The 23,381-nt window shown below is 39.0% G+C and carries 27 protein-coding genes; 13 read left to right on the top strand and 14 right to left on the bottom strand.

The genetic code is table 11. The features are described 5' to 3' along the window. Nucleotides 1–7 precede the first annotated feature (7 nt). The 7 genes from icd (at nt 8) to MKY45_RS16035 (ending at nt 8,503) form a co-directional block, all read left to right on the top strand. The gene (gene icd / locus MKY45_RS16065) at nt 8–1,282 is read left to right on the top strand and encodes an NADP-dependent isocitrate dehydrogenase (RefSeq protein ID WP_042535339.1); all 1,275 of its coding nucleotides are present in this window, start codon (nt 8–10) and stop codon (nt 1,280–1,282) included. Nucleotides 1,283–1,434: 152 nt separating this feature from the next. Then, on the top strand, nt 1,435–2,373 hold the full coding sequence (gene mdh / locus MKY45_RS16060; RefSeq protein WP_212928482.1) for a malate dehydrogenase: 939 nt from the start codon (nt 1,435–1,437) through the stop codon (nt 2,371–2,373). Between the two features lie 466 nt (nt 2,374–2,839). Then, complete coding sequence (locus MKY45_RS16055; protein WP_042535334.1) at nt 2,840–4,252, top strand: hypothetical protein; 1,413 nt, start codon at nt 2,840–2,842, stop codon at nt 4,250–4,252. A 210-nt stretch (nt 4,253–4,462) separates the two neighbouring features. Then, nucleotides 4,463–6,196 carry a carbon starvation CstA family protein gene (locus MKY45_RS16050; RefSeq protein ID WP_193063258.1) on the top strand — a complete coding sequence of 578 codons (1,734 nt, stop codon included), beginning with the start codon at nt 4,463–4,465 and terminating at the stop codon, nt 6,194–6,196. Between the two features lie 80 nt (nt 6,197–6,276). Beyond that, entirely contained in the window at nt 6,277–6,537 is a 261-nt protein-coding gene (locus tag MKY45_RS16045) for a cory-CC-star protein (RefSeq protein ID WP_042535332.1), read from the top strand. Between the two features lie 48 nt (nt 6,538–6,585). Continuing rightward, nucleotides 6,586–7,542, top strand: coding sequence for an ArsA family ATPase (locus MKY45_RS16040; protein WP_341173108.1), 957 nt, complete (start codon nt 6,586–6,588; stop codon nt 7,540–7,542). Continuing rightward, on the top strand, nt 7,523–8,503 hold the full coding sequence (locus MKY45_RS16035) for a quinone oxidoreductase family protein (protein ID WP_042535328.1): 981 nt from the start codon (nt 7,523–7,525) through the stop codon (nt 8,501–8,503). The genes MKY45_RS16040 and MKY45_RS16035 overlap by 20 nt, the downstream gene beginning before the upstream one ends. 155 nt (nt 8,504–8,658) lie before the next feature. Here the strand turns inward: MKY45_RS16035 and MKY45_RS16030 are convergent, their stop codons facing one another. The 8 genes from MKY45_RS16030 to nfsA all read right to left on the bottom strand — a co-directional run bounded on the left by MKY45_RS16030 (nt 8,659) and on the right by nfsA (nt 13,381). After that, the gene (locus MKY45_RS16030; RefSeq protein ID WP_042535326.1) at nt 8,659–9,519 is read right to left on the bottom strand and encodes a DUF421 domain-containing protein; all 861 of its coding nucleotides are present in this window, start codon (nt 9,517–9,519) and stop codon (nt 8,659–8,661) included. Nucleotides 9,520–9,531: 12 nt separating this feature from the next. After that, complete coding sequence (locus MKY45_RS16025; RefSeq protein ID WP_042535324.1) at nt 9,532–9,735, bottom strand: DUF1657 domain-containing protein; 204 nt, start codon at nt 9,733–9,735, stop codon at nt 9,532–9,534. Nucleotides 9,736–9,746: 11 nt separating this feature from the next. Beyond that, entirely contained in the window at nt 9,747–10,097 is a 351-nt protein-coding gene (gene spoVAE / locus MKY45_RS16020) for a stage V sporulation protein AE (RefSeq protein WP_042535322.1), read from the bottom strand. After that, a complete protein-coding gene (gene spoVAD, locus MKY45_RS16015) occupies nt 10,094–11,110 on the bottom strand; it encodes a stage V sporulation protein AD (protein ID WP_042535321.1) in 1,017 nt (338 codons plus the stop codon). Before spoVAD ends, spoVAE begins: the two co-directional genes overlap by 4 nt. Next, nucleotides 11,110–11,589, bottom strand: coding sequence for a stage V sporulation protein AC (gene spoVAC, locus MKY45_RS16010; RefSeq protein ID WP_042535319.1), 480 nt, complete (start codon nt 11,587–11,589; stop codon nt 11,110–11,112). Before spoVAC ends, spoVAD begins: the two co-directional genes overlap by 1 nt. Before the next feature lie 60 nt (nt 11,590–11,649). After that, a complete protein-coding gene (locus MKY45_RS16005; protein WP_042535317.1) occupies nt 11,650–12,096 on the bottom strand; it encodes a hypothetical protein in 447 nt (148 codons plus the stop codon). A gap of 86 nt (nt 12,097–12,182) precedes the next feature. After that, a complete protein-coding gene (locus MKY45_RS16000; RefSeq protein WP_042535315.1) occupies nt 12,183–12,386 on the bottom strand; it encodes a DUF1657 domain-containing protein in 204 nt (67 codons plus the stop codon). 260 nt (nt 12,387–12,646) lie between these two features. Beyond that, on the bottom strand, nt 12,647–13,381 hold the full coding sequence (gene nfsA, locus MKY45_RS15995; RefSeq protein WP_341173107.1) for an oxygen-insensitive NADPH nitroreductase: 735 nt from the start codon (nt 13,379–13,381) through the stop codon (nt 12,647–12,649). Between the two features lie 249 nt (nt 13,382–13,630). Here nfsA and MKY45_RS15990 point away from each other — a divergent pair, with 249 nt between their 5' ends. Both MKY45_RS15990 and MKY45_RS15985 read left to right on the top strand, forming a co-directional pair. Next, complete coding sequence (locus tag MKY45_RS15990) at nt 13,631–14,032, top strand: YwpF family protein (RefSeq protein WP_042535311.1); 402 nt, start codon at nt 13,631–13,633, stop codon at nt 14,030–14,032. A gap of 187 nt (nt 14,033–14,219) precedes the next feature. Further along, nucleotides 14,220–15,584 (top strand): TrkH family potassium uptake protein, encoded by a 1,365-nt coding sequence (locus MKY45_RS15985; RefSeq protein ID WP_341173106.1) that lies wholly within the window; start codon nt 14,220–14,222, stop codon nt 15,582–15,584. A 72-nt stretch (nt 15,585–15,656) separates the two neighbouring features. Here the strand turns inward: MKY45_RS15985 and MKY45_RS15980 are convergent, their stop codons facing one another. The 3 genes from MKY45_RS15980 to MKY45_RS15970 form a co-directional block, all read right to left on the bottom strand. Next, a complete protein-coding gene (locus tag MKY45_RS15980) occupies nt 15,657–15,779 on the bottom strand; it encodes a YjcZ family sporulation protein (protein WP_445667626.1) in 123 nt (40 codons plus the stop codon). 444 nt (nt 15,780–16,223) lie between these two features. Continuing rightward, a complete protein-coding gene (gene lepB / locus MKY45_RS15975) occupies nt 16,224–16,685 on the bottom strand; it encodes a signal peptidase I (protein ID WP_084613052.1) in 462 nt (153 codons plus the stop codon). Between the two features lie 181 nt (nt 16,686–16,866). Continuing rightward, nucleotides 16,867–18,024, bottom strand: a complete 1,158-nt coding sequence (locus MKY45_RS15970; protein ID WP_341173489.1) for an aminotransferase A — start codon at nt 18,022–18,024, stop codon at nt 16,867–16,869. Between the two features lie 116 nt (nt 18,025–18,140). Here MKY45_RS15970 and MKY45_RS15965 point away from each other — a divergent pair, with 116 nt between their 5' ends. Together MKY45_RS15965 and MKY45_RS15960 are read left to right on the top strand one after the other, a co-directional pair. Then, nucleotides 18,141–18,305: an FbpB family small basic protein gene (locus MKY45_RS15965; protein WP_084613003.1), complete on the top strand. Its 165-nt coding sequence runs from the start codon at nt 18,141–18,143 to the stop codon at nt 18,303–18,305. Between the two features lie 181 nt (nt 18,306–18,486). Continuing rightward, a complete protein-coding gene (locus tag MKY45_RS15960; protein ID WP_042535301.1) occupies nt 18,487–18,810 on the top strand; it encodes a hypothetical protein in 324 nt (107 codons plus the stop codon). A gap of 85 nt (nt 18,811–18,895) precedes the next feature. Here MKY45_RS15960 and MKY45_RS15955 read toward each other — a convergent pair whose 3' ends face one another. The 3 genes from MKY45_RS15955 to MKY45_RS15945 form a co-directional block, all read right to left on the bottom strand. Then, the gene (locus MKY45_RS15955; RefSeq protein WP_341173105.1) at nt 18,896–19,366 is read right to left on the bottom strand and encodes a YkyB family protein; all 471 of its coding nucleotides are present in this window, start codon (nt 19,364–19,366) and stop codon (nt 18,896–18,898) included. Between the two features lie 345 nt (nt 19,367–19,711). Then, a complete protein-coding gene (locus MKY45_RS15950; RefSeq protein ID WP_042535297.1) occupies nt 19,712–20,284 on the bottom strand; it encodes an SCO family protein in 573 nt (190 codons plus the stop codon). A 257-nt stretch (nt 20,285–20,541) separates the two neighbouring features. Beyond that, nucleotides 20,542–21,390, bottom strand: a complete 849-nt coding sequence (locus tag MKY45_RS15945; RefSeq protein ID WP_341173104.1) for a metallophosphoesterase — start codon at nt 21,388–21,390, stop codon at nt 20,542–20,544. A gap of 503 nt (nt 21,391–21,893) precedes the next feature. On the opposite strand from MKY45_RS15945, the gene cbpB reads away from it, so the two are divergent. Together cbpB and dapD are read left to right on the top strand one after the other, a co-directional pair. Next, nucleotides 21,894–22,343, top strand: a complete 450-nt coding sequence (gene cbpB / locus MKY45_RS15940; RefSeq protein ID WP_042535293.1) for a cyclic-di-AMP-binding protein CbpB — start codon at nt 21,894–21,896, stop codon at nt 22,341–22,343. A 320-nt stretch (nt 22,344–22,663) separates the two neighbouring features. After that, complete coding sequence (gene dapD / locus MKY45_RS15935) at nt 22,664–23,371, top strand: 2,3,4,5-tetrahydropyridine-2,6-dicarboxylate N-acetyltransferase (RefSeq protein ID WP_175297074.1); 708 nt, start codon at nt 22,664–22,666, stop codon at nt 23,369–23,371. Nucleotides 23,372–23,381 lie beyond the last annotated feature (10 nt).

Raw genomic sequence — 23,381 nt, 5'->3', positions numbered from 1 at the left:
TTTATCTATGACACAAGGTGAAAAAATTGTAGTAGAAAATGGCGAAATGAACGTACCAAACAAACCAATTATTCCATTTATTGAAGGGGACGGAACTGGTCCAGACATTTGGGCTGCTGCTCGCCGAGTAATCGAAGCGTCTGTTGAAAAAGCTTATAATGGAGAAAAAGGAATTGATTGGTTAGAAGTATATGCCGGCCAAAAAGCATTTGATAAAACAGGTGAATGGCTGCCGCAGGATACGTTAGATAAAATCAATGAATATAAAATTGCAATCAAAGGACCTTTAACTACACCAATCGGCGGCGGGATTCGCTCCCTTAACGTTGCTTTGCGTCAGGAATTAGATTTATTTACCTGCCTGCGTCCAGTACGTTATTTTGAAGGCGTTCCATCTCCAGTAAAACGTCCGGAAGATGTAGACATGGTTATTTTCCGTGAAAATACAGAAGATATTTATGCTGGTATTGAGTGGCAGGAAGGCACTGACGATGTGAAGAAAGTGCTTGACTTCCTGAAAAATGAAATGGACGTAAAAAATGTACGTTTCCCTGAAACTTCAGGTATCGGTGTGAAACCAGTATCGGAAGAAGGAACAAAACGTATTGTCCGTGCGGCAATTAACTATGCATTAACCGAAGGACGCAAAAATGTTACTTTAGTACATAAAGGTAACATTATGAAATTTACTGAAGGAGCTTTCAAAAACTGGGGTTATGAAGTTGCTGAACAGGAATTCGGTGATAAAGTGTTCACTTGGGCTGAATATGACCGCATTGTAGAAGCAGAAGGCAAAGAAGCAGCAAATAAAGCAGAAGAAGATGCATTAGCTGCCGGTAAACTTCTAGTAAAAGATTCGATTGCAGATATCTTCTTACAACAAATCCTTACTCGTCCAAAAGAGTTTGATGTTGTTGCAACAATGAACTTAAACGGTGACTACATTTCTGATGCACTTGCTGCACAGGTAGGCGGTATCGGGATTGCACCAGGAGCAAACATCAACTATGATACTGGACATGCTATTTTTGAAGCAACGCATGGTACTGCACCAAAATACGCAGGACTAGATAAAGTAAATCCATCTTCTGTTATTTTATCTGCTGTATTAATGCTTGAGCATTTAGAGTGGAGAGAAGCAGCTGATTTGATTACAAAATCAATGGATAAAACAATTGGTTCTAAAGTTGTAACTTATGACTTTGCACGTTTAATGGATGGCGCAACTGAAGTGAAATGCTCTGAGTTTGCTGATGAACTGATCAAGAACATGGAAGCATAAGCACCAAAATAAAAAAGTGTAAATATAGGAAGGTCAGTATAACTGACCTGACCTAAACAAAAGAAAATGTTTGTGGTGACGAGAGGTATCGGTGCTGCAAGCATTTTCTTTAAATGTATGTTATTTAAAAACGACTAGGGGAGGTATGTAAAATGAGTTCTGCACGAAAAAAAATTTCCGTTATCGGTTCTGGCTTTACAGGAGCGACCACGGCATTAATGGTTGCACAAAAGGAATTAGGGGATGTTGTTCTTGTTGATATTCCTGATATGGAGAATCCGACAAAGGGAAAAGCGCTGGATATGGCAGAAGCAGCACCGGTTCAAGGTTTTGATGCGAAAGTGACGGGCACGTCTGATTATGCGGAAACAAAGGATTCTGACTTAGTTATCATCACTGCAGGAATTGCACGGAAACCGGGAATGTCCAGAGATGATCTGGTCAATACAAATGCCAAAATAATGAATACGATTACAAAGGAAATTGTTAGGTATTCAGCCGATGCAACGATTATTGTGCTGACCAATCCGGTAGATGCGATGACTTACAGTGTGTATAAAGCTTCCGGGCTTCCAAAAGAACGTGTTATCGGACAATCCGGGGTGTTGGACACAGCCCGTTTTAGAGCCTTTGTAGCGGAAGAATTGAATATTTCCGTGAAAGATATTACCGGTTTTGTTTTAGGCGGACACGGTGATGACATGGTCCCGCTTATCCGTTATTCTTACGCAGGCGGCATCCCGCTTGAAAAGCTGATTTCGAAAGAACGGTTACAAGAGATTGTACAAAGAACCCGGACTGGCGGCGGTGAAATTGTAAATCTGTTAGGAAATGGAAGTGCTTACTATGCGCCGGCTGCTTCTTTAACCGTAATGGCAGAAGCAATACTAAAGGATCAGCGCCGGATATTACCATCCATTGCTTATTTAGAAGGGGAATACGGCTATGATGGTATTTACTTAGGTGTACCGACTGTTCTTGGCGGCAAAGGGATTGAAGAAGTGATTGAGCTGGATTTAACAGAGGAAGAGAAGCAGCAATTAGATAAATCTGCAGAATCTGTAAAGAAAGTAATTGACATTCTGGAATGAATTTTAATAAAAGCGCAATGGTTTAAAAATAGACCATTGCGCTTTTATTAATGACTCAACTTTTGCACATTAAAAAGTAGCTTCATTTCCATAGAAATAGGAGTTGATCGTTCCTTCGAAAATACCCTTGACAAAGAATAGAAGGTGAAGTGTAAAGCACCATCACCAATTCCAAAAAGGCCGGATATGTAACCAGCAAGCATGCTAATGGAGAACATGTTCATCTTGGAATAGCAAGATAAATTTGCTTATTCTTAGGTGCGAAAGTTGAGTTAATGAATAAGAATGTTTTAAAAAATAGCTGAAAACAGCCGCTCTAGCAAGAACACCAAGTTTTAGAGACAAAGTGATCATCTTGGTTTTTATTATGAGTAAAAATACATTTTCGATTGGTTATTATTTTGTACCCGCTGCCTTCATTATTGCATAGGCTACTATACATAATGAAGGAGAGGATCTGAATGAAATGAGTTTAACTATCCCGCATTTATTGTATGGATTTTTTACTTTGCTTATTTTAATAACAATGATTTTCCGGAGAGGCATTGTTCTTCCAAGCCTACTAGGAACATTTGTTATTGCCTGCTTTTATAAAGGAAGTATAGTCAGCGGATTTATGGCTATTTTTAACGCTAATTTAGTCGCAGCACGTGAGCTTTTTAGTATCTTTTTGATTATTACTTTTATGCTTGCGCTATTAAATGCCTTAAAAGATTTGAAAGCGGATGTACTGATGATTCAGCCAATTCAGAAGGTCATGGTCAATGGACATTTATCTTATTTTGTTTTAATCGCTGTGACGTATGTGGTTTCTTTATTTTTCTGGCCGACACCAGCTGTCCCGCTTATTTGTGCTTTACTTGTCCCTGCAGCGATACGTTCTGGGCTGCCGGCGATTACAGCGGCAGTTGCGATTACAATAGCAGGCCAGGGGATGGCTTTATCCTCTGACTATATTGTTCAGGTTGCACCAGCTCTTTCTGCAGCTGCAGCGGGTGTAGAAACTTCAGCAGTTGCTGATCGGGCACTGGTTTTATCTATTATTACCGGTGTGATTGCTTCTGTATTAGCTTATTTATTTTACAGAAATTCGATTCGTTCAAAAGTAGACCCTAGAAATCAGACAGAAGCAGAACAAATTCAAGATTATGATTCCTCCGGCCATAAGGCAGCTTCGAAGCATTTGAACAAGTGGAGTCGCGCGTTTGCCTGGCTGGTGCCAATTGTTTTATTATCCGTCGTCGGATATATGCTGTACAGTAAATTTTTTGGATCCAGTGATTTGGTCGGTGGAGAAGGAGCTGCCTTCGTTGGCGGAGTGGCAGTGATTCTATTATTATTGGCTACGGCTGTATTTGGAAAGCAAAATGCGTTAGATTATGTGGGGAATCATATCACCAATGGATTTGTATTTGCCTTTAAGGCAATGGGACCAGTTATCCCGATTGCAGGATTTTTCTTCTTAGGAAATGCGGAATTTTCACGGGAAATATTACTTGTAGAAGAAGCGCCATCCTTTTTATTCGATATCATTTCATCCATCCAGGCCTTTCTTCCGGAAAGCACGGTGTTTGTTGCTTTTAGCTTATTAATTGTAGGGATTATCACAGGACTGGACGGATCTGGCTTTTCCGGCTTGCCATTAACGGGAGCATTAGCTGCATCCTTAGAATCTGCTTCCATCGATGCAAGTACATTAGCAGCAATAGGCCAGCTTGGAGCAATTTGGACTGGCGGAGGAGCATTAATTGCATGGTCCTCCCTAATTGCTGTTGCAGGATTTTGTGGTGTTTCAGCAATGGAACTAGTCAGGAAAAACTTTTTTCCGGTCATACTGGGACTATTTATAGCGACGCTTGCTGCGTTAATCATATTTTAATGGAAGAGAAAATATAATTGTATGGGTTAGGGTTGTTCATTCTGGCTCATACAATTTTTTAGCTGTTTTCCAATGGTATTATTTGAAATTTTTTAAATATAATGTGAATATATGTTTGAATATGTTAAACTGTTAAAAAATCCATAAAGGAGGTTTTTAATAAAAAATAATTTAAGCGCTTACAAAAAATAAAAGGAGGGGAAGTTTTACATGAATGCAATTTTAATAGCTTTCATAGGGATTGTTGTATTTATTTTAGGCTATCGGTATTATTCCAAGTTTGTTGCAGAGAAAATATTTCGATTAGACCCGAATTATGTTACTCCGGCACACCGTTTCAAGGATGGTGTGGACTATGTCCCAACCAATAAATTTGTTTTGTGGGGGCATCATTTTACATCTGTAGCAGGTGCTGCTCCTATCTTGGGACCGGCAATTGCTATTTATTGGGGCTGGCTTCCGGCTTTTTTGTGGGTTGTTTTAGGAACCATTTTTGCAGCTGGTGTCCATGATTTTGGCACATTGGCATTATCTGTCCGAAATAAAGGGTATTCTATTGGAACAATTGCAGATCGCTTGGTCGGGAGAAGGGCAAAGCTATTATTTTTATTCATTATTCTTATTCTCGTATTGATGGTAAATGCGGTGTTTGCATGGGTTATTTCCAATTTATTTATTAGTTATCCTGCAAGTGTATTTCCTGTTTTTATACAAATTCCGTTAGCTATTTGGATTGGTTATGCAGCATATAAACGGAATATAAAAATGCTTCTTCCCTCTGTTATTGCATTAGTTATCATGTATGCAGCGGCTATTATGGCAAGCAGGGTCGGCTTCCTTCAAATTGATTTAGTCAGGTATATGGGAGGAGAGAATGGCACTGGTTTGTTCGGACTGGGTACTGTTTCAACGGCGTTCCTGATATGGATTGTTATTTTGATGGTATATGTATATATTGCGTCTACACTCCCGGTATGGAAATTGCTGCAACCGAGAGATTTTATTAATTCGCATCAATTAGTTGTCGGACTGGCTATTCTTTACTTGGGATTGCTTTTCACGTCTCCAAGTATGACAGCTCCTGTAGTAAATGAAAGTCCGGATAGAAGCTTTCTGCCGCTGCTATTTATCACAATTGCCTGCGGTGCGATTTCCGGCTTTCATGGACTAGTATCCTCAGGGACATCTTCTAAACAGCTGGATAAAGAAACCGATGCGCGTTTTGTAGGTTACTTTGGAGCAGTAGGAGAAGGCATTCTGGCCCTGGTTTCCATCATTGCGGTAGGGACATTCTTTGCAAATACCGATGCGTTTTCACAAGCCTATACTTCTTTTAATGAAGCGAATGCCATTGGTCTTGGAACGTTTATCGAAGGAGCGGCAACATTAGCGCAGGGGCTGGGAATTCCAACAGATATAGCAACGACAATCGTATCGATTATCGTTGTCAGCTTTGCTGCGACGACATTAGATACCTCGGTACGCTTGATGCGGTACATTATTGCAGAATTAGGGATTGAATATAAAATCCAGCCATTAACGAAAACACATGTAGCGACAACGGTTGCTGTGCTTTCCAGTGCGGCACTTGTGTTAATTCCTGAAGGTCCAAATGGTTTCGGGTCAGGCGGCTACCTCATCTGGCCACTATTTGGCACTGCCAATCAATTACTGGCTGCCATTAGTTTATTCTTAATTGCTATTTGGCTAAAACGAAAAGGAAGTAATTATATGGTTGCGCTCATCCCGATGATATTCCTGATCTTTATGACTTTGTTTGCGATGTTCCAGCAGGTGGCCTTTGAATGGTCGTGGATGGGAACAGGTTCCAATATGCTATTGTTTGTTCTGGGCTCTATTATCTTTGTATTTGCGATTTGGATAGCTCTGACCTCCTTTTCAGAACTGATGAAAAAAGTAGAAGATCCGTTAAATAAAGATTGATTTTGCTTCCATACATATCTTCTTCAAAAGATATGTATGGAGGTTCGATATAAATAAATTATAGCCGGGAGGGCGGGAAAATGTTCACAGACAGGTTAAAACAGTTGATCCACTATTATGAGGAAGTAATAAGCTTGCCGCATAAAACAGAAGTAGCCAGAGAATTAAGAAACGAAGATGATTTTTTCTTGCTGCTTCTATATTCTGAAATGGTAGGAATACCGAACCCGGTTTATTATTATACGTTGGAATTATACCCGTATATCATTGAATCCTTCCATGATTGGCATTTACGAATGGGGATGGATAAATCACCACTTAACGGGATTCGCTGCTGTTAAAAAATTGGATGGGCATGCTGGCCATACATTGGAAGGAGGAGAGAAAGGATGCTTGGAGATAATAACCGGATTATTTTTGTAGGAGGCAAAGGCGGCGTCGGGAAATCCAGCTCGGCTGCTGCTTTGGCAACGGGATATGCAGAAAAAGGCTATCGTACCTTACTCATTTCAACGGATCCAGCTCACAATATAAGCGATATTTTTCAGCGGCAGATCGGTGGAAATATCACCTATATTGAAAAAAATCTATATGCGCTGGAAATTGATTCTGAAAAAGAAACAGACGCGTATATTCAAAAGGTTAAAGAAAACATACAGGGGGTTGTTCATGTTCAGATGATGGAAGAGGTACACCGTCAATTAGACACAGCAAAAGCCTCGCCGGGAGCAGATGAAGCTGCCTTATTTGATAAACTCATATCAATTATTTTGGAAGAAGGGGCCAGGTTTGATAAACTAGTATTTGATACGGCTCCAACAGGTCATACGATTCGGTTGTTATCTCTTCCGGAATTAATGGGAATTTGGATTGAAGGTCTATTAAATAAAAGGAAAAAAACGAATACACAATATTCGCAATTGCTAAACGATGGACAAGCCGTAGATGATCCTATTTACGATACATTACAAGAAAGAAAACAGCGGTTTACCAAGGCAAGAGAAATTCTATTGGATAAGCAGGCAACAACCTTTCTATTTGTTTTGAATCCGGAGAAATTACCAATATCGGAAACCAAAAAAGCAATTCATCTCCTGGAGAAATTTCAGATAGATGTTCCTTACATTATTGTCAATAAAGTGTTGCCAGAGGAGACCGGCGCCGGTTTTTTTGAAAAACGGAAACAAAATGAAAAAATCTATTTAGAACGTATCGCCGTGGACTTTTCTACTCAAACGATTTTGTATATTCCCTTTTTTTCTGAAGACATCACAAACCGTAAACAATTGAAGCAAATGGGAGCTTATTTGAAGGAGGTATTAGCGGATGAGAGCACTAGTACATGAAAATGGAAGCTTGCATATGAAAGAGATGGAGCTCCAAAGTCCGGGAGGATCAGAAGTTGTTGTAAAATTGAAAGCAGCAGGGCTTAACCGGAGAGATTTAGCTATTCCGAACCGTCGTAAAGAAACGGAAGAAGCATTGATTCTTGGCTCAGATGGAGCGGGAATCATTGAAGAGGTAGGAAAAAATGTCAACGATGTAAAAGTTGGCGATGAAGTGATTATCAATCCGGCTTTACGCTGGGTACGAAATAGTGAGGCGCCGCCGAAAGAGTTTGATATTTTAGGCATGCCAGACCATGGTACGTTTGCTGAAAAAATTGTGATTTCTGAAGATCAGGTAGAACCAAAACCGGCATATATGAGCTGGGAGGAAGCGGCAGCCTTTCCGTTAGCTGCATTAACAGCGTATCGGGCAATGTTTACTAAAGGGGAACTCGAAAAAAAAGAAACGGTATTTATTCCCGGAGCAGGCGGCGGTGTTGCGACTTATTTGATTGCATTTGCAAAAAATATCGGTGCCCGGGTAATTACAACTTCAAGAAGTGAACAGAAAAGAGAAAAAGCACGAGAGCTCGGTGCGGATGTCGTGATAGATACGGCAGATGATTGGGAAGAGAAATTAAGCAATGAAACCATTGATATGGTAATTGATAGTAACGGCAAAGCAACCTTTCAACGTTCTTTAGCCATTTTGAAAAAAGGCGGTAAATTTGTTACATTCGGTGCGACAACAGAGGATGTTATTGATTTTGATTTACGTGCTTTCTTCTATGGACAATACAAATTGATTGGTTCTACAATGGGGTGCCGGGAAGAACTTATGGCTGCGTTAGCACATGCAGAGAAATACCAATTGCATCCTGTTGTTGACCGTGTTTTTTCCTTGGATCAAAGTGTAGAAGCACTTAGTTATTTGGATGAAGGAAAACAGTTTGGAAAGGTAATTATTCGTATTTCTTAAAGCGGATATTTAAAAAAGAATTCCTATAGGAAGAAGCGGCAGATTGATGAAGAATAAAAGCAGAGAGACTGACGAGCGCTGATGTGCTATAAAAGTCTCTCTGCTTTATATTGTATTGGCACTGGTCAAAGGAAAAGCAAGCATTAGAACGATATTTATGATTTTAAATAGGGCTCCATCCGGTTGACCGCTTCTTGCATCCGTTTTTGGTTCCGGTCATATACTTCCTTGGATGCAGGGTTATCAGTAGCTAAAGCAAACAGCTCTAAATCTGCTTGGCATTTTTTCATGCTGGCTAATAACAGAGCAGATTGTGCCGGCTCAGGAACGGTGATATGGTCGTCATAGAGATCAAGAAATAATTGTCCTTGATGGTCTACTTGACCGAGAAACACATTATCTATGGTAACATTTTGTTTTTCTAACTCTGCTTCCAGCCACGTCGGGTTTAAGGAAGCATTAGCCAGAGGCTCCAGCAGTATATTGCCGTCAGCAATAACCGTTTGCGGTTCTTTAGCTGGTGCTGGAGTGATATTTAAGTCTTTTAAAGTGATGGGCTGGTTTTCCTTTTTAGGCAAAACATTTAATTCCCCAGTCGGCTCTAATACGGCAAATTCAACATCGGAAACGAGGAATTGATTATTGTTTCGAAGCTTTTCTAATAAATCATCAGTAGAATAGCCTTCTTTTTTTAAGTTTTCCTCCATAATTTTTCCATTTTGTATAAAAACAGTACTTTTCCCATCCGTGAAATCTCGCATCCGTTTGCTTTTTAACGATAACTTTTCAATGGTGAAGGCAGCAATAAACCAGACAAACATCGCTAATAATGCATAATAAAAGCTATTATACGGATCCACTGTATGGAAGGCGGCAATTCCTCCGAGTACGATTCCCGAAATGGTTTCAAATATATTGAGCTGTGATAATTGCTTTGCGCCCAGCCACTTTACAAAGAAAAATAAGACGGTGATTAAAATAATGGAGCGAATAATAATGGATATCCATTCAGGCATGATTTTCCCTCCTTATGACTTATATTGCGGTTCTTGTTTGTCGATATGAATAACCTGCTGATGTATATCATGGCGTGTTTCTTTGATTAGCTGCGAAGCTTCTTCAATTGCGGCTTTTAAATCCTGTTCCATGGAAGCGGCGTATAATAAATCTAATCCTGCTTCAATGGATTTTAATGTAGCGTAGCACGTCTTTACCTGTGATCCTACTGTCATAAAACATCTTCCTATCCTTTTGGTTTGAATATCATGGCGCCGATGACACCGAATATAATGGCGGCTGAAATACCAGCACTTGTAACCTCAAACATTCCAGTTACGACACCGATTAATCCGTGTTTATCCGCTTCCTGCATAGCTCCATGAACTAAAGAGTTCCCAAAGCTTGTGATAGGAACGGTAGCGCCTGCTCCTGCAAAATCAATAAGCGGTTCATACCAGCCGAGTCCATCCAAAATCGCTCCAGCAATAACCAGAATAGATAATGTATGTGCAGGAGATAGCTTAAATACATCAAACATAATTTGTCCGATAACGCAGATAAGTCCTCCTATTACAAATGCCCAGAAAAAAATCATAGATGTTCACCTCTTGCTTCGATTGACACTGCATGTGCAATACATGGGATAGGAGCTTTCTGCTGAATGCTCAAGGTTGAATGCAAAGACCCGGTTGCCACCACAAGAATTCGTTGTAAATTCCCTTTGATGACTTCTTGAAGGTAATGGCCATATGTCACGATAGCAGAGCATGCTGCACCACTGCCTCCAGCAAGAACTGGCTGATCTTCGCGGTAAATTGTAATCCCGCAATCCACATATTTTTCTGATTCAATCGGAATATTTCTGTCACGCAATAAATCAAAAGAAACCTCTCTGCCCACATGCCCCAGGTCGCCAGTGATGATTAGATCATAATAAGACGGATCTATCTGCAGGTCCCGTAGATGTGCTTCAATCGTATCAGCAGCAGCGATAGCCATTGCGCCCCCCATATTAAATGGATCTGTCATCCCCATATCAGCTACTTTTCCAATCGTCGCCGAAGTAACAGCCGGTCCTGTTCCGTTCTGAGCAACAAGCGCACAACCGGCTCCGGTAACTGTCCACTGGGAGGTTGGAGGTTTTTGTCCGCCGTATTCTGTCGGATAGCGAAATTGTTTTTCTGTCGCTGCGTTATGACTGGAAGCGGCACAAAGAATATAATTTGCTCCCTTTGCATTTATAATAGAAGCTGCAAGTGCCAGGCTTTCCATTGAGGTAGCACAAGCGCTGAAAGCTCCCAAAAAAGGAATGCTGCTTGTACTTGCTGCAAAGCTGGTCGGTGTCATTTGATTGATTAAGTCGCCGGCAATCAAAAATTCAATATTTTCTTTTTCGATGCGGGCTTTTTTTAATGTAGTCTGTATCGCTTCCTCCAGCATTTTTTGCTGGGCTTTTTCCCAGGAATCCTGATTGAGCCACATATCCTCATGAAGCGTATCGAATGCCTCGGGGATGTTCCCCTTTGCTTCAAATGGTCCGCCGATTGTTCCTGTAGAAAGAATAGCCGGCCGATTTTCAAAAATCCAGGATTGATGTCCTTTCAGCATTAGAATCCCCCCCATTGCGTAAGTATGGTTTTAATAATGGCTACGACAAATGCAGAAAAAACACCATAAACAATTACCGGGCCGGCAAGTTTAAGCATATTGCTGCCCACGCCGAGAATAAAGCCTTCAGAACGATATTCGATTGCTGAAGAAATAACGGCATTACCAAACCCTGTCACCGGCACTGCAGATCCCGCTCCGGCAACCTGTGCAATACGGTCATAGACCCCAAATCCGGTTAACAGCATTGTAATAAAAATTAATGTAGCAATCGTCGGATTTCCAGCTGTTTTCTCTGTGAAATTAAATTGATAAATATAGAAAGTAGAGATGAGCTGTCCGATGAAACAGATAAATCCGCCTATAAGAAAAGCTTTGATGCAGTTTTTAAAGACAGGCCGTTTGGTTTCCCGCTTTTGTTGAAAAGCCTGGTAGCGCTGTTGATTTGGCTGTAGCTTTTGTTTCTTTTTATCTCCCATGGAAAGCACTCCTTTTCAGGTTAATACACGAAAGAAATGAAGATAGCTCGTCATCAAATATCAAGTCTGTTCCTTGGACAGATGGATGATTTCCTTCATTTTTTTCTTGATTTCTTCTTTTGTTAATGTTTGATTATCCATTTTTTCTTCCAGCTTTGCTGTTTCCAGGATGATCTTTTTATCCGTCGATAATTCTATTGTAAAATCAGGAAAGGCCTGTTCGAGTTCTTTTTGATAGGCTTCCGTTTTATCTTGCAGCGAAAAACGCTCATGATGTGGAACTTCGATGGTAACGAGCAATGTATCATCTGTATTTACTGCATGAACAGCGGTAATATCATCTTTATTAATCAGCAATTCCTTTGCCTGTGTTGCGGGATCCTGAGAGGAATTGGTGGATAAATGCTTTATATTTGGATTTTCTGAATAAGAAGATTCGTTCTGATGATTACAGCCGACTAAAAAAAGAATAAAGAGGAGCAGCAGGGCCATTTTTTTATTTCGCATATATTCACATCCTGTTCTGTAACGAAATATGTAGGGCGGAGGACCAGACAGTCCCCCTGTTTTCCTGTATTTGCTGACATATCTTATTACTGTTTGTATTGAGGCTCTTCCTGCGTAATTTGTTGCATCCTCGGTTCTAATTGGTCTAAAATACCCTGTGTTTGTTGTGCTGCATTTTTATATAGCTGTTTTGCTTGTTTATTATCTGTTTGAAGAGCAAATTGCTCCAGACTCGCCTGAGCACTTTTTAAACCTGCTACAGTTTGTTGAACTTGTGTGCCTACTGTCATCTTCCTCACCCCTTTTCATATCTTGCACTTATTATTTTGATGAAATAATTATATTTTATGCTTGTAAACAATTTCCAAAACCTATATGGACAGGAAAGCAATGAAGACGTGTAAAAGCAGGTGACGGGAGGGAAAGTAAATAACAGGAATCGTGTTGACGTTGGAAGGATAATGAACGTAAACATAAAAAAACGACAGGTACCTGTCGTTTTTAACATATATCGCAACAGATGGAAGCTTATCCAAATGTTAAATTTTATTTATTGTTTGTTTAAGTTTTTTGATTTTACAAAAGGTCCTACATCCATGCGTGTTGGTTTTTTATATTTTTGGCTCATTTGTTCTGTCCATGTTTCCTGTTTGTTATTCGAATTTCGCGATTCATAATAATCTTTCATAGTCTGATCGTATTCCTGAATAAAGTGTTTTTGTTTGTCAAAAGGAATATACTGATTTTCGTGATAAATTGCCGGAAACGGCAAACGTGGTTTGATATCTGGTATTTCTGTCGGGTAGCCAATCGCCAGGCCGAACAATGGAACCACATGATCCGGTAATTCCAGAACATCGTTGAAGGTCTGGATATCATTACGAAGGCTTCCTAAGAAACAGATTCCCAGTCCCAATGATTCAGCAGCAACAACAGCATTTTGAGCAGCTAAAGCGGCGTCGATCGTTCCTACTATAAATTGTTCGGTGCTTTCCAAATTTTCGGTATGTTCGATTCCATCCAGTTGTTCAAGACGATGCAGATCCGCGCAAAATATAAGCAGATGACCATTTTTCTTTACATGCTTATGCCCCGAAATGGCATAGAGTTTTTCCTTGAGGTCCTGGTCCGATACACCGATGATACTGTAGGCCATCACATTACTGGAGGTGGAGGCGCGTTGTGCACTTTCTACAATTGTTCTTATTTGAACGTTGTTTAAGGGTTTATCTGAAAATTTTCGAATAGAGCGATGATTCATTAATGTTTCAATGACTTGATTCATACGGGTTCCTCCTCTTCATCGATACTGTTCCATAAGTTATTATAATGATTTATTTTGAAGACAATACTCGATAGCAAGTGTATCATGGGATTTACATCGGTTCCAAGAAACTTGCTCTTTTACAATGAATGGTGTAAAGAAATTATGTTATTATAAAGGCAATATAAATCTTTATAATAACATGAGCAGCAGCTGATGGGCTGAGAACAGTAAAATCCAAAAGTTACATATGCTGGAGGGGCGATGTGTGTGAAAACATTTAAACTGCGTAAATTGGTTGTTTTAGATTATGATAAAGGATTAGAAGGAACAGAAGTGGAGCTGATTGACGGTCTCATTATTAATCGGGAAGATGATTATGATACATGGTTGATTGAAGGATTTATTAATCGTAATTACTGGAATTATTTTGAGGATAAAAAACATGAGGAACTGATGGTGCAAGCAACCATTACAAAAGAGAGCAATGAACCTGCTTCATTTATAACAAAGATGACTGAGATGCATGAAATCGGACAACAAATGAATGTAATGCTGATGGGGAAAATTATTGATAAACAAAAGAAAGATGTGGAGCAGCTATTAACTGCGCTGGTGGAAGATGGATATGAGGGAGAAGAGTTAATTCAAAAATTCAAAGAAATCTATTAGAGGATGTTCACAAAATCCAATAAAAAATGATATGTCAGGAAAAGGAGCTTCTCCCAAGAAGATCCGCGACGTGCGGGCAGCGCAGAAATCATCGCAACACGATGTGCTCTGATCCGACTGGTCCTTTTAAGCGTACTGTTTAAACATGTGCAAACAGTATTCACATGATAAGAAGAAGGGAAAAACAATGAATAAAGAACGAAAAAAATTTGAGACGCCCATCCGGCGTTCTCCATTTCAAATGCTATTGATTTATTATATGGCTGCGATAGCGCTATCGACTATATTGCTATCTTTACCTGTTTCGCATAAGCCCGGTATTGATATTCCTTTTATTGATATTGTTTTTACGGCTGTCAGTGCGATTAGTGTAACAGGATTAAGTACTATTTCCATTGCAGATTCATTAAGTACCACGGGAATTATTTTTTTAGCTCTGATGATGCAGATTGGAGCAGTAGGGATTATGGCAATTGGTACGATACTCTGGGTGGTGTTAGGTAAACGGATAGGTTTTAAAGAAAGAAGCATGATTATGACCGACCAGAATCAAACGCATTTTAACGGCATGGTACAGCTAATCAAGAATATTATATTCTTGCTGCTGGCGGTTGAAGCAGCTTTTTTCATTATATTAGGCGTCTATTTTATGAGGTATTATGATTCCATAGGAGAAGCATTCCTGCAAGGTTTTTTCATGGTTATCAGTTCGGTGACAAATGGTGGTTTTGATATTACGGGGCAATCCATGATTCCTTTTCAATCTGATTATTTTGTTCAAATAATCAGTATGGTGCTTATTATCATTGGCGCTATCGGGTATCCGGTCATCATAGAGATAAAGGAATATCTTTTGCATAAAAGAAAATTAAAAAAACAATTTCATTTTAGTTTGTTTACGAAGCTGACAACTGTAACTTTTTTTAGCTTGGTTTTGGTTGGTGCGTTCGGCATTTATCTGTTTGATATAAATGGATTTTTTAAAGGTGTTGTCTGGCATGAATCCTTTTTTTATGCGTTGTTTCAGTCTGTTACCACAAGAAGCGGGGGATTGGCGACAATGGACTTAACTTTATTATCAGATACCAACCATTTATTCATGTCTGCATGGATGTTTATCGGGGCATCTCCAAGCAGTGCCGGGGGAGGAATCCGGACAACGACCTTTGCGCTGGTTTTGATTTTTCTATTTACGTTTATCCGCGGCGGAAGAAGTGTTAAAATTTTTCACAGAGAGGTCTACGAGGTAGATTTAAATAAAGCGGTGACTGTAACCTTTTTTGCAATAATGGTTGTATTTTCTTCTGTTATTATCCTTAGTTATTTAGAGCCGTATTCATTAGATGCGCTTATTTTTGAAGTTACTTCTGCTTTCGGAACAGTGGGGTTATCCCTGGGGGTTACAGGTGACTTAACCACATTCAGTAAAATAATATTGATGATATTAATGTTTATTGGACGAGTCGGTATTCTCACATTCCTTTTAGTATTCCGTCGTAAAAAGGATCCAGCGAAATTTAATTACCCGAAGGAAAGAATGATTATTGGGTAAAGGGCGTTAAGAAAGGAATAGTTAGTATGTAAAATAAAATGGCCTGTGCCTTTAGCACAAGCCATTTTGTGTTTAGCAGTAAAATGCAGCTCCTACGATGATTAGTAAAATGAAAAGAACAACAATCAACGCAAAGCCGTTTCCGTAGCCGCCACCATAGCCGCCACCATAGCCTCCACCATATCCATAGCCCATGCTTTTCACCTCCTGAACTTACAGTATTACTGTATGCAGATAGATAAAATGTGTATAGACGTTTGCCTAGTTTTTTAACAGCAGCGTTCTGATACTTCCTCTGTTATTGTTTCAGCAGGCTTTATAAAAGACAGGAGATTTATACAGCAAGTAATAAAGAATACAGGAATTACTTAGCAAACAGCATGCAATTACATTTTCTACTTTATTTTATGTAGAGATATTGATAAAATGGAATTATATAAGTGAAATGAGTAATCATATTTTGTACATAGGCGAAGGGAGTGCTTCATGATGGAAATGCTTTTCGGTGTGGTTTGTTTTGCGATTCTTGTTTTGAATATTGGTTATTGCGTTATGGATAGAGAGTAGTCTTTCCGCCATTATAAAAGCAGAATGCTGTTTCTATTTTCTTGAAGAAAATAAGAATCCAGTGTTCTGCTTTTAGTCTATCCAGCCAAATTCGTTGAAAGGATAAATAATTAATTCAGATTTGCCGATAATATCATCTCGTGGAATAAACCCAAGTCCATTGCGGCTGTCTTTACTAATCAGTCGATTGTCTCCCATGACAAAATAATTATTTTCAGGAATTTCTAACGGACCAAAATTATTAGTTTGTGCAATGACTTCATCGCTTAAAAAATGCTGCTGATAGGCCTGACCATCGATATATAATTGACTGTTTTCAATTTCTATCGTTTCTCCGGGCATCCCGATAATACGTTTTACATAGTTTTTTGGCGGCTGATGGATGATGACCACATCGCCCCTGCCAGGGTCATCTATCGTGTAAACAATTTTATTAAAAATGACACGCTCTCCATCCTGAAGAGTGGGATACATGCTTTCTCCTTCTACAATGGAAGTGGCAAAAATAAATGTCCTGAGAAAGAAAGCAAGCATTATCGTAATAATAATTGCCTTCAGCCAGCCTACCCATTCTTTTTTTTGATCGGTATTTTCCACTAACTCATCTCCAAAACGTGCATAGTCTCCTTTTATCGTAGCATGTTTACGCGATTTTGCGCAAACATGCCAGTGGAAACAATTGAAAAATATATTGCGGAAGAGAAATAATATCCATTTACTTTTTATTTAACAGGTATGCTTCTAATCGATCCAATCCTTCTTTTAAAATGTCCTCGTGATAGGCATAGCTTAGACGCATATAGCCTTCGCCGTCTTTAGAGAAGCTGCTGCCTGGAACAAGAGCGACTCTGGCATTCCGGACCAGGGAGAGCCCTAAATCAAATGAACTCATATCATTTAATGTCAGCTTTGGAAAAATATAAAATGCGCCCTGCGGCTGCTCAACCTCCAATCCCATGCCTGTCAAACGTTCATACACATAATCCCTTCGTTTTTTAAACACTTCTTTTATATATGCCGTGTGTTCCTGATAAGTAGTCATTGCTTCTAAAGCAGCGTATTGGCTGATGGAAGCAGCACAAGATACATTGTATTGGTGAACCTTTAACATTTGCTCTGATATCCATTCAGGAGCAAGGGTGTATCCGATACGAAAGCCTGTCATGGAGTGTGATTTAGATACACCGTTGATAACGATGGTTTGATTTTTTAAATCGGAAATCGAAGCAATCGATGTGTGGGCAAAATCAAAAACAATCTCACTGTAGATTTCATCGGATAAAATAAATATTTCTTTCCCTTTAATCACTCCGGCAAGAGCTTCTAATTCTTCTCTGGAATAGGCTGCACCAGTCGGGTTAGAAGGGGAAGGAAGAACAATACATTTGGTATTTTCATTGATAACATCTGCCAATGCTTCCGGAGTAAACTTAAACCCGGTATTAGTTGTATCTACATGAACCGGTTTGGCGCCAGCGAGCGTAATCAGCGGTTCATAGCCGGGATAAATAGGACTTGGCAAAATCACTTCATCCCCAGGTGTAAGGATGGTCCGGAAAGTAATATCAATTGCCTCAGATGCTCCAGAGGTAACAATAATTTCCGAATCCGGCTGATAAGCCAGTCCATAATTTGTCTTGTAATAGGTATGTATGGCTTTTCGTAACTCCCAGATTCCTTGATTCGGCGTGTACGTTGTAAAGTTATTCTCAATCGCCTGAATTCCTGCATTTTTTACATTATCCGGAGTATGGAAATCCGGCTGTCCGATTGTTAAAGAAACGACGTCCTTTTCATCAGAAACCAGATTAAAGAATTTACGGATTCCTGATATTTCAATATTTTTTACATTGTTATTTATTAAATGCTTCAACATAATCACCTACGCTTAAAAAGTAAAATTTTCATTAAATGTTCAAATAATTTGGATTAATACGAATGAAATTGGGTATAATAAAAATATAGAATAAAATATAAGGAGAATACAATATGAGACCAAGATCTCTTAATTTCGAACAACTTGTTGACATGAATAGACAAGAATTATTAAACGATGAGAAAAGTATATCACAAATTGAAGAGAAGTTAGACAAGAAACAAGAAGCTTTTTTATTGAATCATAAAAAGAATAAAAATGAATTAACCGCTGAGTAGGAGAAATCCTTGCTAAAGCGGTTTTTTATTGGAGAGAGGGAAGAGGAATAAAAAAACGATTTTGAAGCAGCCCTGTTCTTATTGTATCATCTTTATAAAATAAGGGATTTTACCGCCGTATAAAATCGTTTCAACATGACGAAACTGAATAGCAGCGAAATCAGAAAGAAAAGGTGAGAACATGTTGCTGTCAGGGATAGTATCTATCGGAAATGTTGGAATTAATATTACTTATATTTATGTCATTATGATGCTGTTATGCAGTACAGCTGTGTACTATCTGACGAAAAAAATATATCAATGGGCGGTTAGAAAGCAAATGATGCGGTTTCTGGCATATATCGGTGCAAGCATTATTGTGATTAGCTTAACGATTATAACAGCTGTCATCCAGGAAAGGGATGCTTGGCACTTTCTAAGGGCTGCTATGCAAAGCCTCGCTTTTTTAGGCATCTGCTTAGCTATTTTTCCATTATTGCATCAATTTTTATTGAAAAGAAAATAATCTTCGGCAAATGTTATTTTCTTTTTAATACGGCAATAAAATGTTTATATGCGATGGGCCAAAGATTAATGTCTGGCCAGCTTCCTTATTTCTTTTTAGAGCGTGCAGGAGGCCAATCCATTTTTCCTAACGAAGAAGGTACGTAATAGCTGGAGTGATGTTTTTTGGCAGGGGTCGATTTTGGTTTTTCCTGCTTCCAGTTAATATACTGACAAATTAGCCGTTTAGCTTGAGATAAAGACATTTTTACAGGCGGGTTGCGATAGCTTTGGTCTAATGCACCCAGATGCTTCAGATGTTTTAAATCCTCTTTGGCAGGAGGGATATGGAAGCAATATTCTCCAACCTTAATAAGCACTGTAGAATGTTGATTGCTAAGCTTGGGATGGTCAGAAAAATGCAACCCTTTTTTAGAAGCTTTTTTCTCTTTTAATAATTTTTCGATGGCTTGTTTTTTTAATTGATACAGCTGCTTCGGGTCAGGAGCCGTTTTTGCATGCTTATTAATAACAAATAAAGCCTGCGCCAGCTTTTCAACCTCAACGTCATGTTTCATTTTTAGTCTCTCCCTTTAAAAAAGGATTCAATCAATCTATATTTAATTAATACTCTAACTTAAAATTTATGGAATTTCAATACTATATCGAAAAAATACGAACAAATGCACTTGTTTTGTGCCGGGTGAAAAATAAAAGCTTGAATAATGCTTGCGCCAGCAAGGATTACGCGCATAAGCACGTGCTGAGAAAAATATACTGTAGATTATTAGGAAGGCATGATAGTAATTTCCGAATTCAGGGAAGAAAAAAGACCCTCGCATGGCGGCTAAGGTCTTTTCAGATGAGCAAGAAGAAATATCATTTTAGTGCTGTGGGAATGCTTTGTTGAAATATCGTGCTGTCTAATTTACTTTTTTTAAGTCATCAAGAATTGCATCCATGTTATCAAATTCCACTCCATCATAATTTTTGACAACTTCGCCTTCCGGGCTGACTAGAAAGAAAGATGTCCCGTGGAGAACCTGATCATCTCCCTCTGCGGGGGCTTGAACAAGGTTTTTAAAATGCTTAATGGAAAATTCGCGGATCGTTTCAAAATCATAACCAGTGACGAAAGACCAATTATCGAAATTTACATCATAGTTAGAGGCATAATCCTTTAATACCTCAGGGGTATCGAAATCTGGATCTACGCTAAAAGAAACAATTTGTGCATCGATGCCTTCCTCTTCCATCATGGATTGCAGGTGAGCCATATTATATGTCATCGGCATACAGACGGTGGTACAGTTTGTAAAGATAAAATCAGCAATCCACCATTCTCCTTTTAAATCTTCAAGGGAGAGCTGTTCTTCATCCTGTGTCGTATACTCAAATTCTGGGACTTGTTCTGACATGGTTGTTTCAATTGCGTAACCCTGTCCGCAGCCTGCTAATACGAAAAATAAACCAATAAGTAATAAATAATGTCTCATATCATTAAACCCTTTCCTACTGTATCTTATGTTCATTATAGCATTGGGGAAAATGTTGAAAAAGTCTCTCATATGAAGGAATTATGACATTTTAAACCGGGCTGCCCGGATATCTTTCTTTCGATAAAATTTTACTGCAATCCAATTCTTTCAAGCTGAAGGATAATCGAGCCCTTTAATAGTGATTCTCCAATCGCTGCTGCAGGCGAAAATCGAGGTTATCCTATGAAGAAACAAAAAATTCTGCAGGTAAAGCATTAATTTGGATGTAATGTAAATACATGCAGCTCCGGTTTGCAGAAGAATCGATAAGGTAAACGGGTGGTTCCAATCCCGCTGTTCACGTATAATGTCAATCTATCTGAAACAGTGTATTTCCCTTGTACATATTTTTCTGCGTACGCCGGCGTATATAAATCGCCAATAAAAGGTAACCGGACCTGCCCTCCATGGCTATGACCTGATAATTGAATATCCACAGGATAATCCTTCACCATATCGGCAAGGTCAGGCTCGTGCGCAAGAAGAATGGTGAAATCAGAAGCTGTCCGATCTCTTAACGATTGACTGACATCCGGATTCCCAAGCATTGCATCATCCAGTCCAGCCAGCAGAAAGGAAGCATTCTCACGATGGATACGGGAGGCATTGTTTTGGAGCAAGGTAAAATCAGCTGCTTCAAAGGTTTCGTATAAAATATCCGTTCCATAGCCCCCATGATCATGATTTCCATAAATCCAAAACTTTCCTTCAGGCGCCTCCAGCTGCTGTAATATACAGATGAGACTGTCGTCCCAGTGATAATTATTAGGTTCGTCTACTAAGTCCCCTGTAAATAAAATCAAGTCGGGTTCCAGATTATTAATTTTTGTAACAAGAGTTTCGAGCTGCTCTAAGCTATAATGGAAACCTAAATGGGTATCGGAAAATTGCACAATTTTAAACTGATTAAAAGCGTTGGGAATTTGTGGAGATGTAATTGATTCTTCTGTGATTTTCAGGAGAGAAGGTTCTATCTCACGAGCATAAAAATACGTTCCGCCGCTCAAACCAAATAATGTTAATAAGCTTCCTAAAGACCTTTTTAAAAATGTTCTGCGATTCATTGTATAATTTCCTTTCTGCATATAAACCAATACGAAAATTATAGCACGGATAGAAGCTTTTTTTCATTTGGCAAATAGGTAAAGTTTTATACTTTTTTATTTAAGATACAGTAAAATCATTCTTACTGCTTTTAAAGACCTGATTTATCGCGTTTTACTCGGACATAATTCTTCTGTAGAAATATGTGAAGGCACTTTTTTAGGAGCAATATTCTTCCAAATGAGGAATCTGCTGATACAATCACTGGGAGAGAACCGCAGAAGTATGTTAAACTAAAAGTGTGTGTATAACGAAAAATCAAGTAATATACTTTAAGGTGACCGTTTATGGGTAATTATCCTCGCAGATAACACCCGTGAACTTTTATGATGAAGATAGAGCAGGTCTCGCAGAAACGTTTTGGAAGAAGATGTATCTACCGGGTTACTTTCACAGCATTTCTAATAAGTTAAAAGCATCTTTGAATTTCAATCGTCTTTATATGAAGAAGGGGGTAAATAAGGTGAGTACAACGCAAGATAAACAATTGTCAGATATGAAAATCAGTGAAGTCCTTATACCTGCTGAAAAGGTAGCGCATGTCCAGCTCAATAATCCTTTAGAACATGCATTGCTGGTATTAATGAAATCCGGCTATGCAGCAGTGCCAGTACTTGATGCAACCTATAAATTTGCCGGGATTATCGGAAAAACCGTTATCCTGAATGAAGTACTCGGGATTGAAAGCTTTGAAATGGAACGCTTATCAGAAATTCGGGTAATGGACGCCATGGCTGCAAATGTACCGACCTTAACCAGAGAAAATAGTTTACTAGACGGGCTGAATGCTTCCATTGACCATCCATTTGTATGTATAGTAGATAAAGATGGTTATTTTGATGGTATTTTAACAAGAAGAGCAATATTGAAGCAAGTAAAAAAAGATATTTATATGAATGCATATAAAAAATAATAACAATGTCTCCATGACGTGGAAGAGCGATAGTTTATTCTGCTTCATGGGGATTTTTTTGCATGTTAGGAAATATATATGCTGAATTTAGCGCTTCAACATGTTCCATGGGGGAATAATCTTAGGCACCAGAAATACACTCCGCTTTCGTAGGCCCCGAGCTCATCTCCTTTGAAGAAGACTTAGCGATTGGCAAGAACATCGATATTTTAAATAACAAGTGGTTTTCTTGGTTTTTCTTACAGTAATATTAGTTGCCGATGAAGATGGCGTCTGCTAAAGTAAGAAGGAGATTATAGAAAATGGAGGAGTAGTTGATTATGGATGCAAATGAAATTATACAATTTATTTCTAATAGTAAGAAAAGCACACCTGTAAAAGTATACGTGAAGGGAGACTTGGACAAGCTTCCTGAACAGAACGAAATAAAGGCATTTGTTGATGCGAAAAGCGGTACATTATTTGGAGAATGGAAAGCAGTAGAGCAATTCTTAAAAGATAATGAAGCTGTTATCGAAGATTATGTTATTGAAAATGATCGCCGTAACTCTGCTATCCCAATGCTGGATTTAAAAAATATCAATGCGCGTATCGAGCCGGGTGCGATTATTCGTGACCAGGTAGAAATTGGCGATGGTGTTGTAATCATGATGGGTGCATCAATTAATATTGGTGCTGTTATCGGTGAAGGAACGATGATTGATATGAATGCAGTTCTTGGCGGGAGAGCTACTGTAGGAAAGAACTGTCATATTGGTGCAGGTACTGTCCTTGCCGGCGTAATTGAGCCGCCATCTGCTAAACCAGTTATCGTAGAAGATGATGTGGTAATTGGCGCAAATGTTGTTGTCCTTGAAGGAATCACGATTGGAAAAGGCTCTATTGTTGCAGCAGGATCTATTGTTACCAAGGACGTAGAACCAAACACATTAGTCGGTGGTACACCTGCCCGAGTTTTAAAAGAAATCGATGAGCAGACAAAATCGAAAACAGAAATCAAACAAGAGCTTCGTAAATTAGATAATTAAGGCAGATGAA

This window comes from Oceanobacillus sp. FSL K6-0251 (assembly GCF_038004725.1).
Classification (GTDB): Bacteria; Bacillota; Bacilli; order Bacillales; family Amphibacillaceae; genus Oceanobacillus; species Oceanobacillus oncorhynchi.
This window is presented reverse-complemented; position numbering and strand designations above follow the sequence as displayed.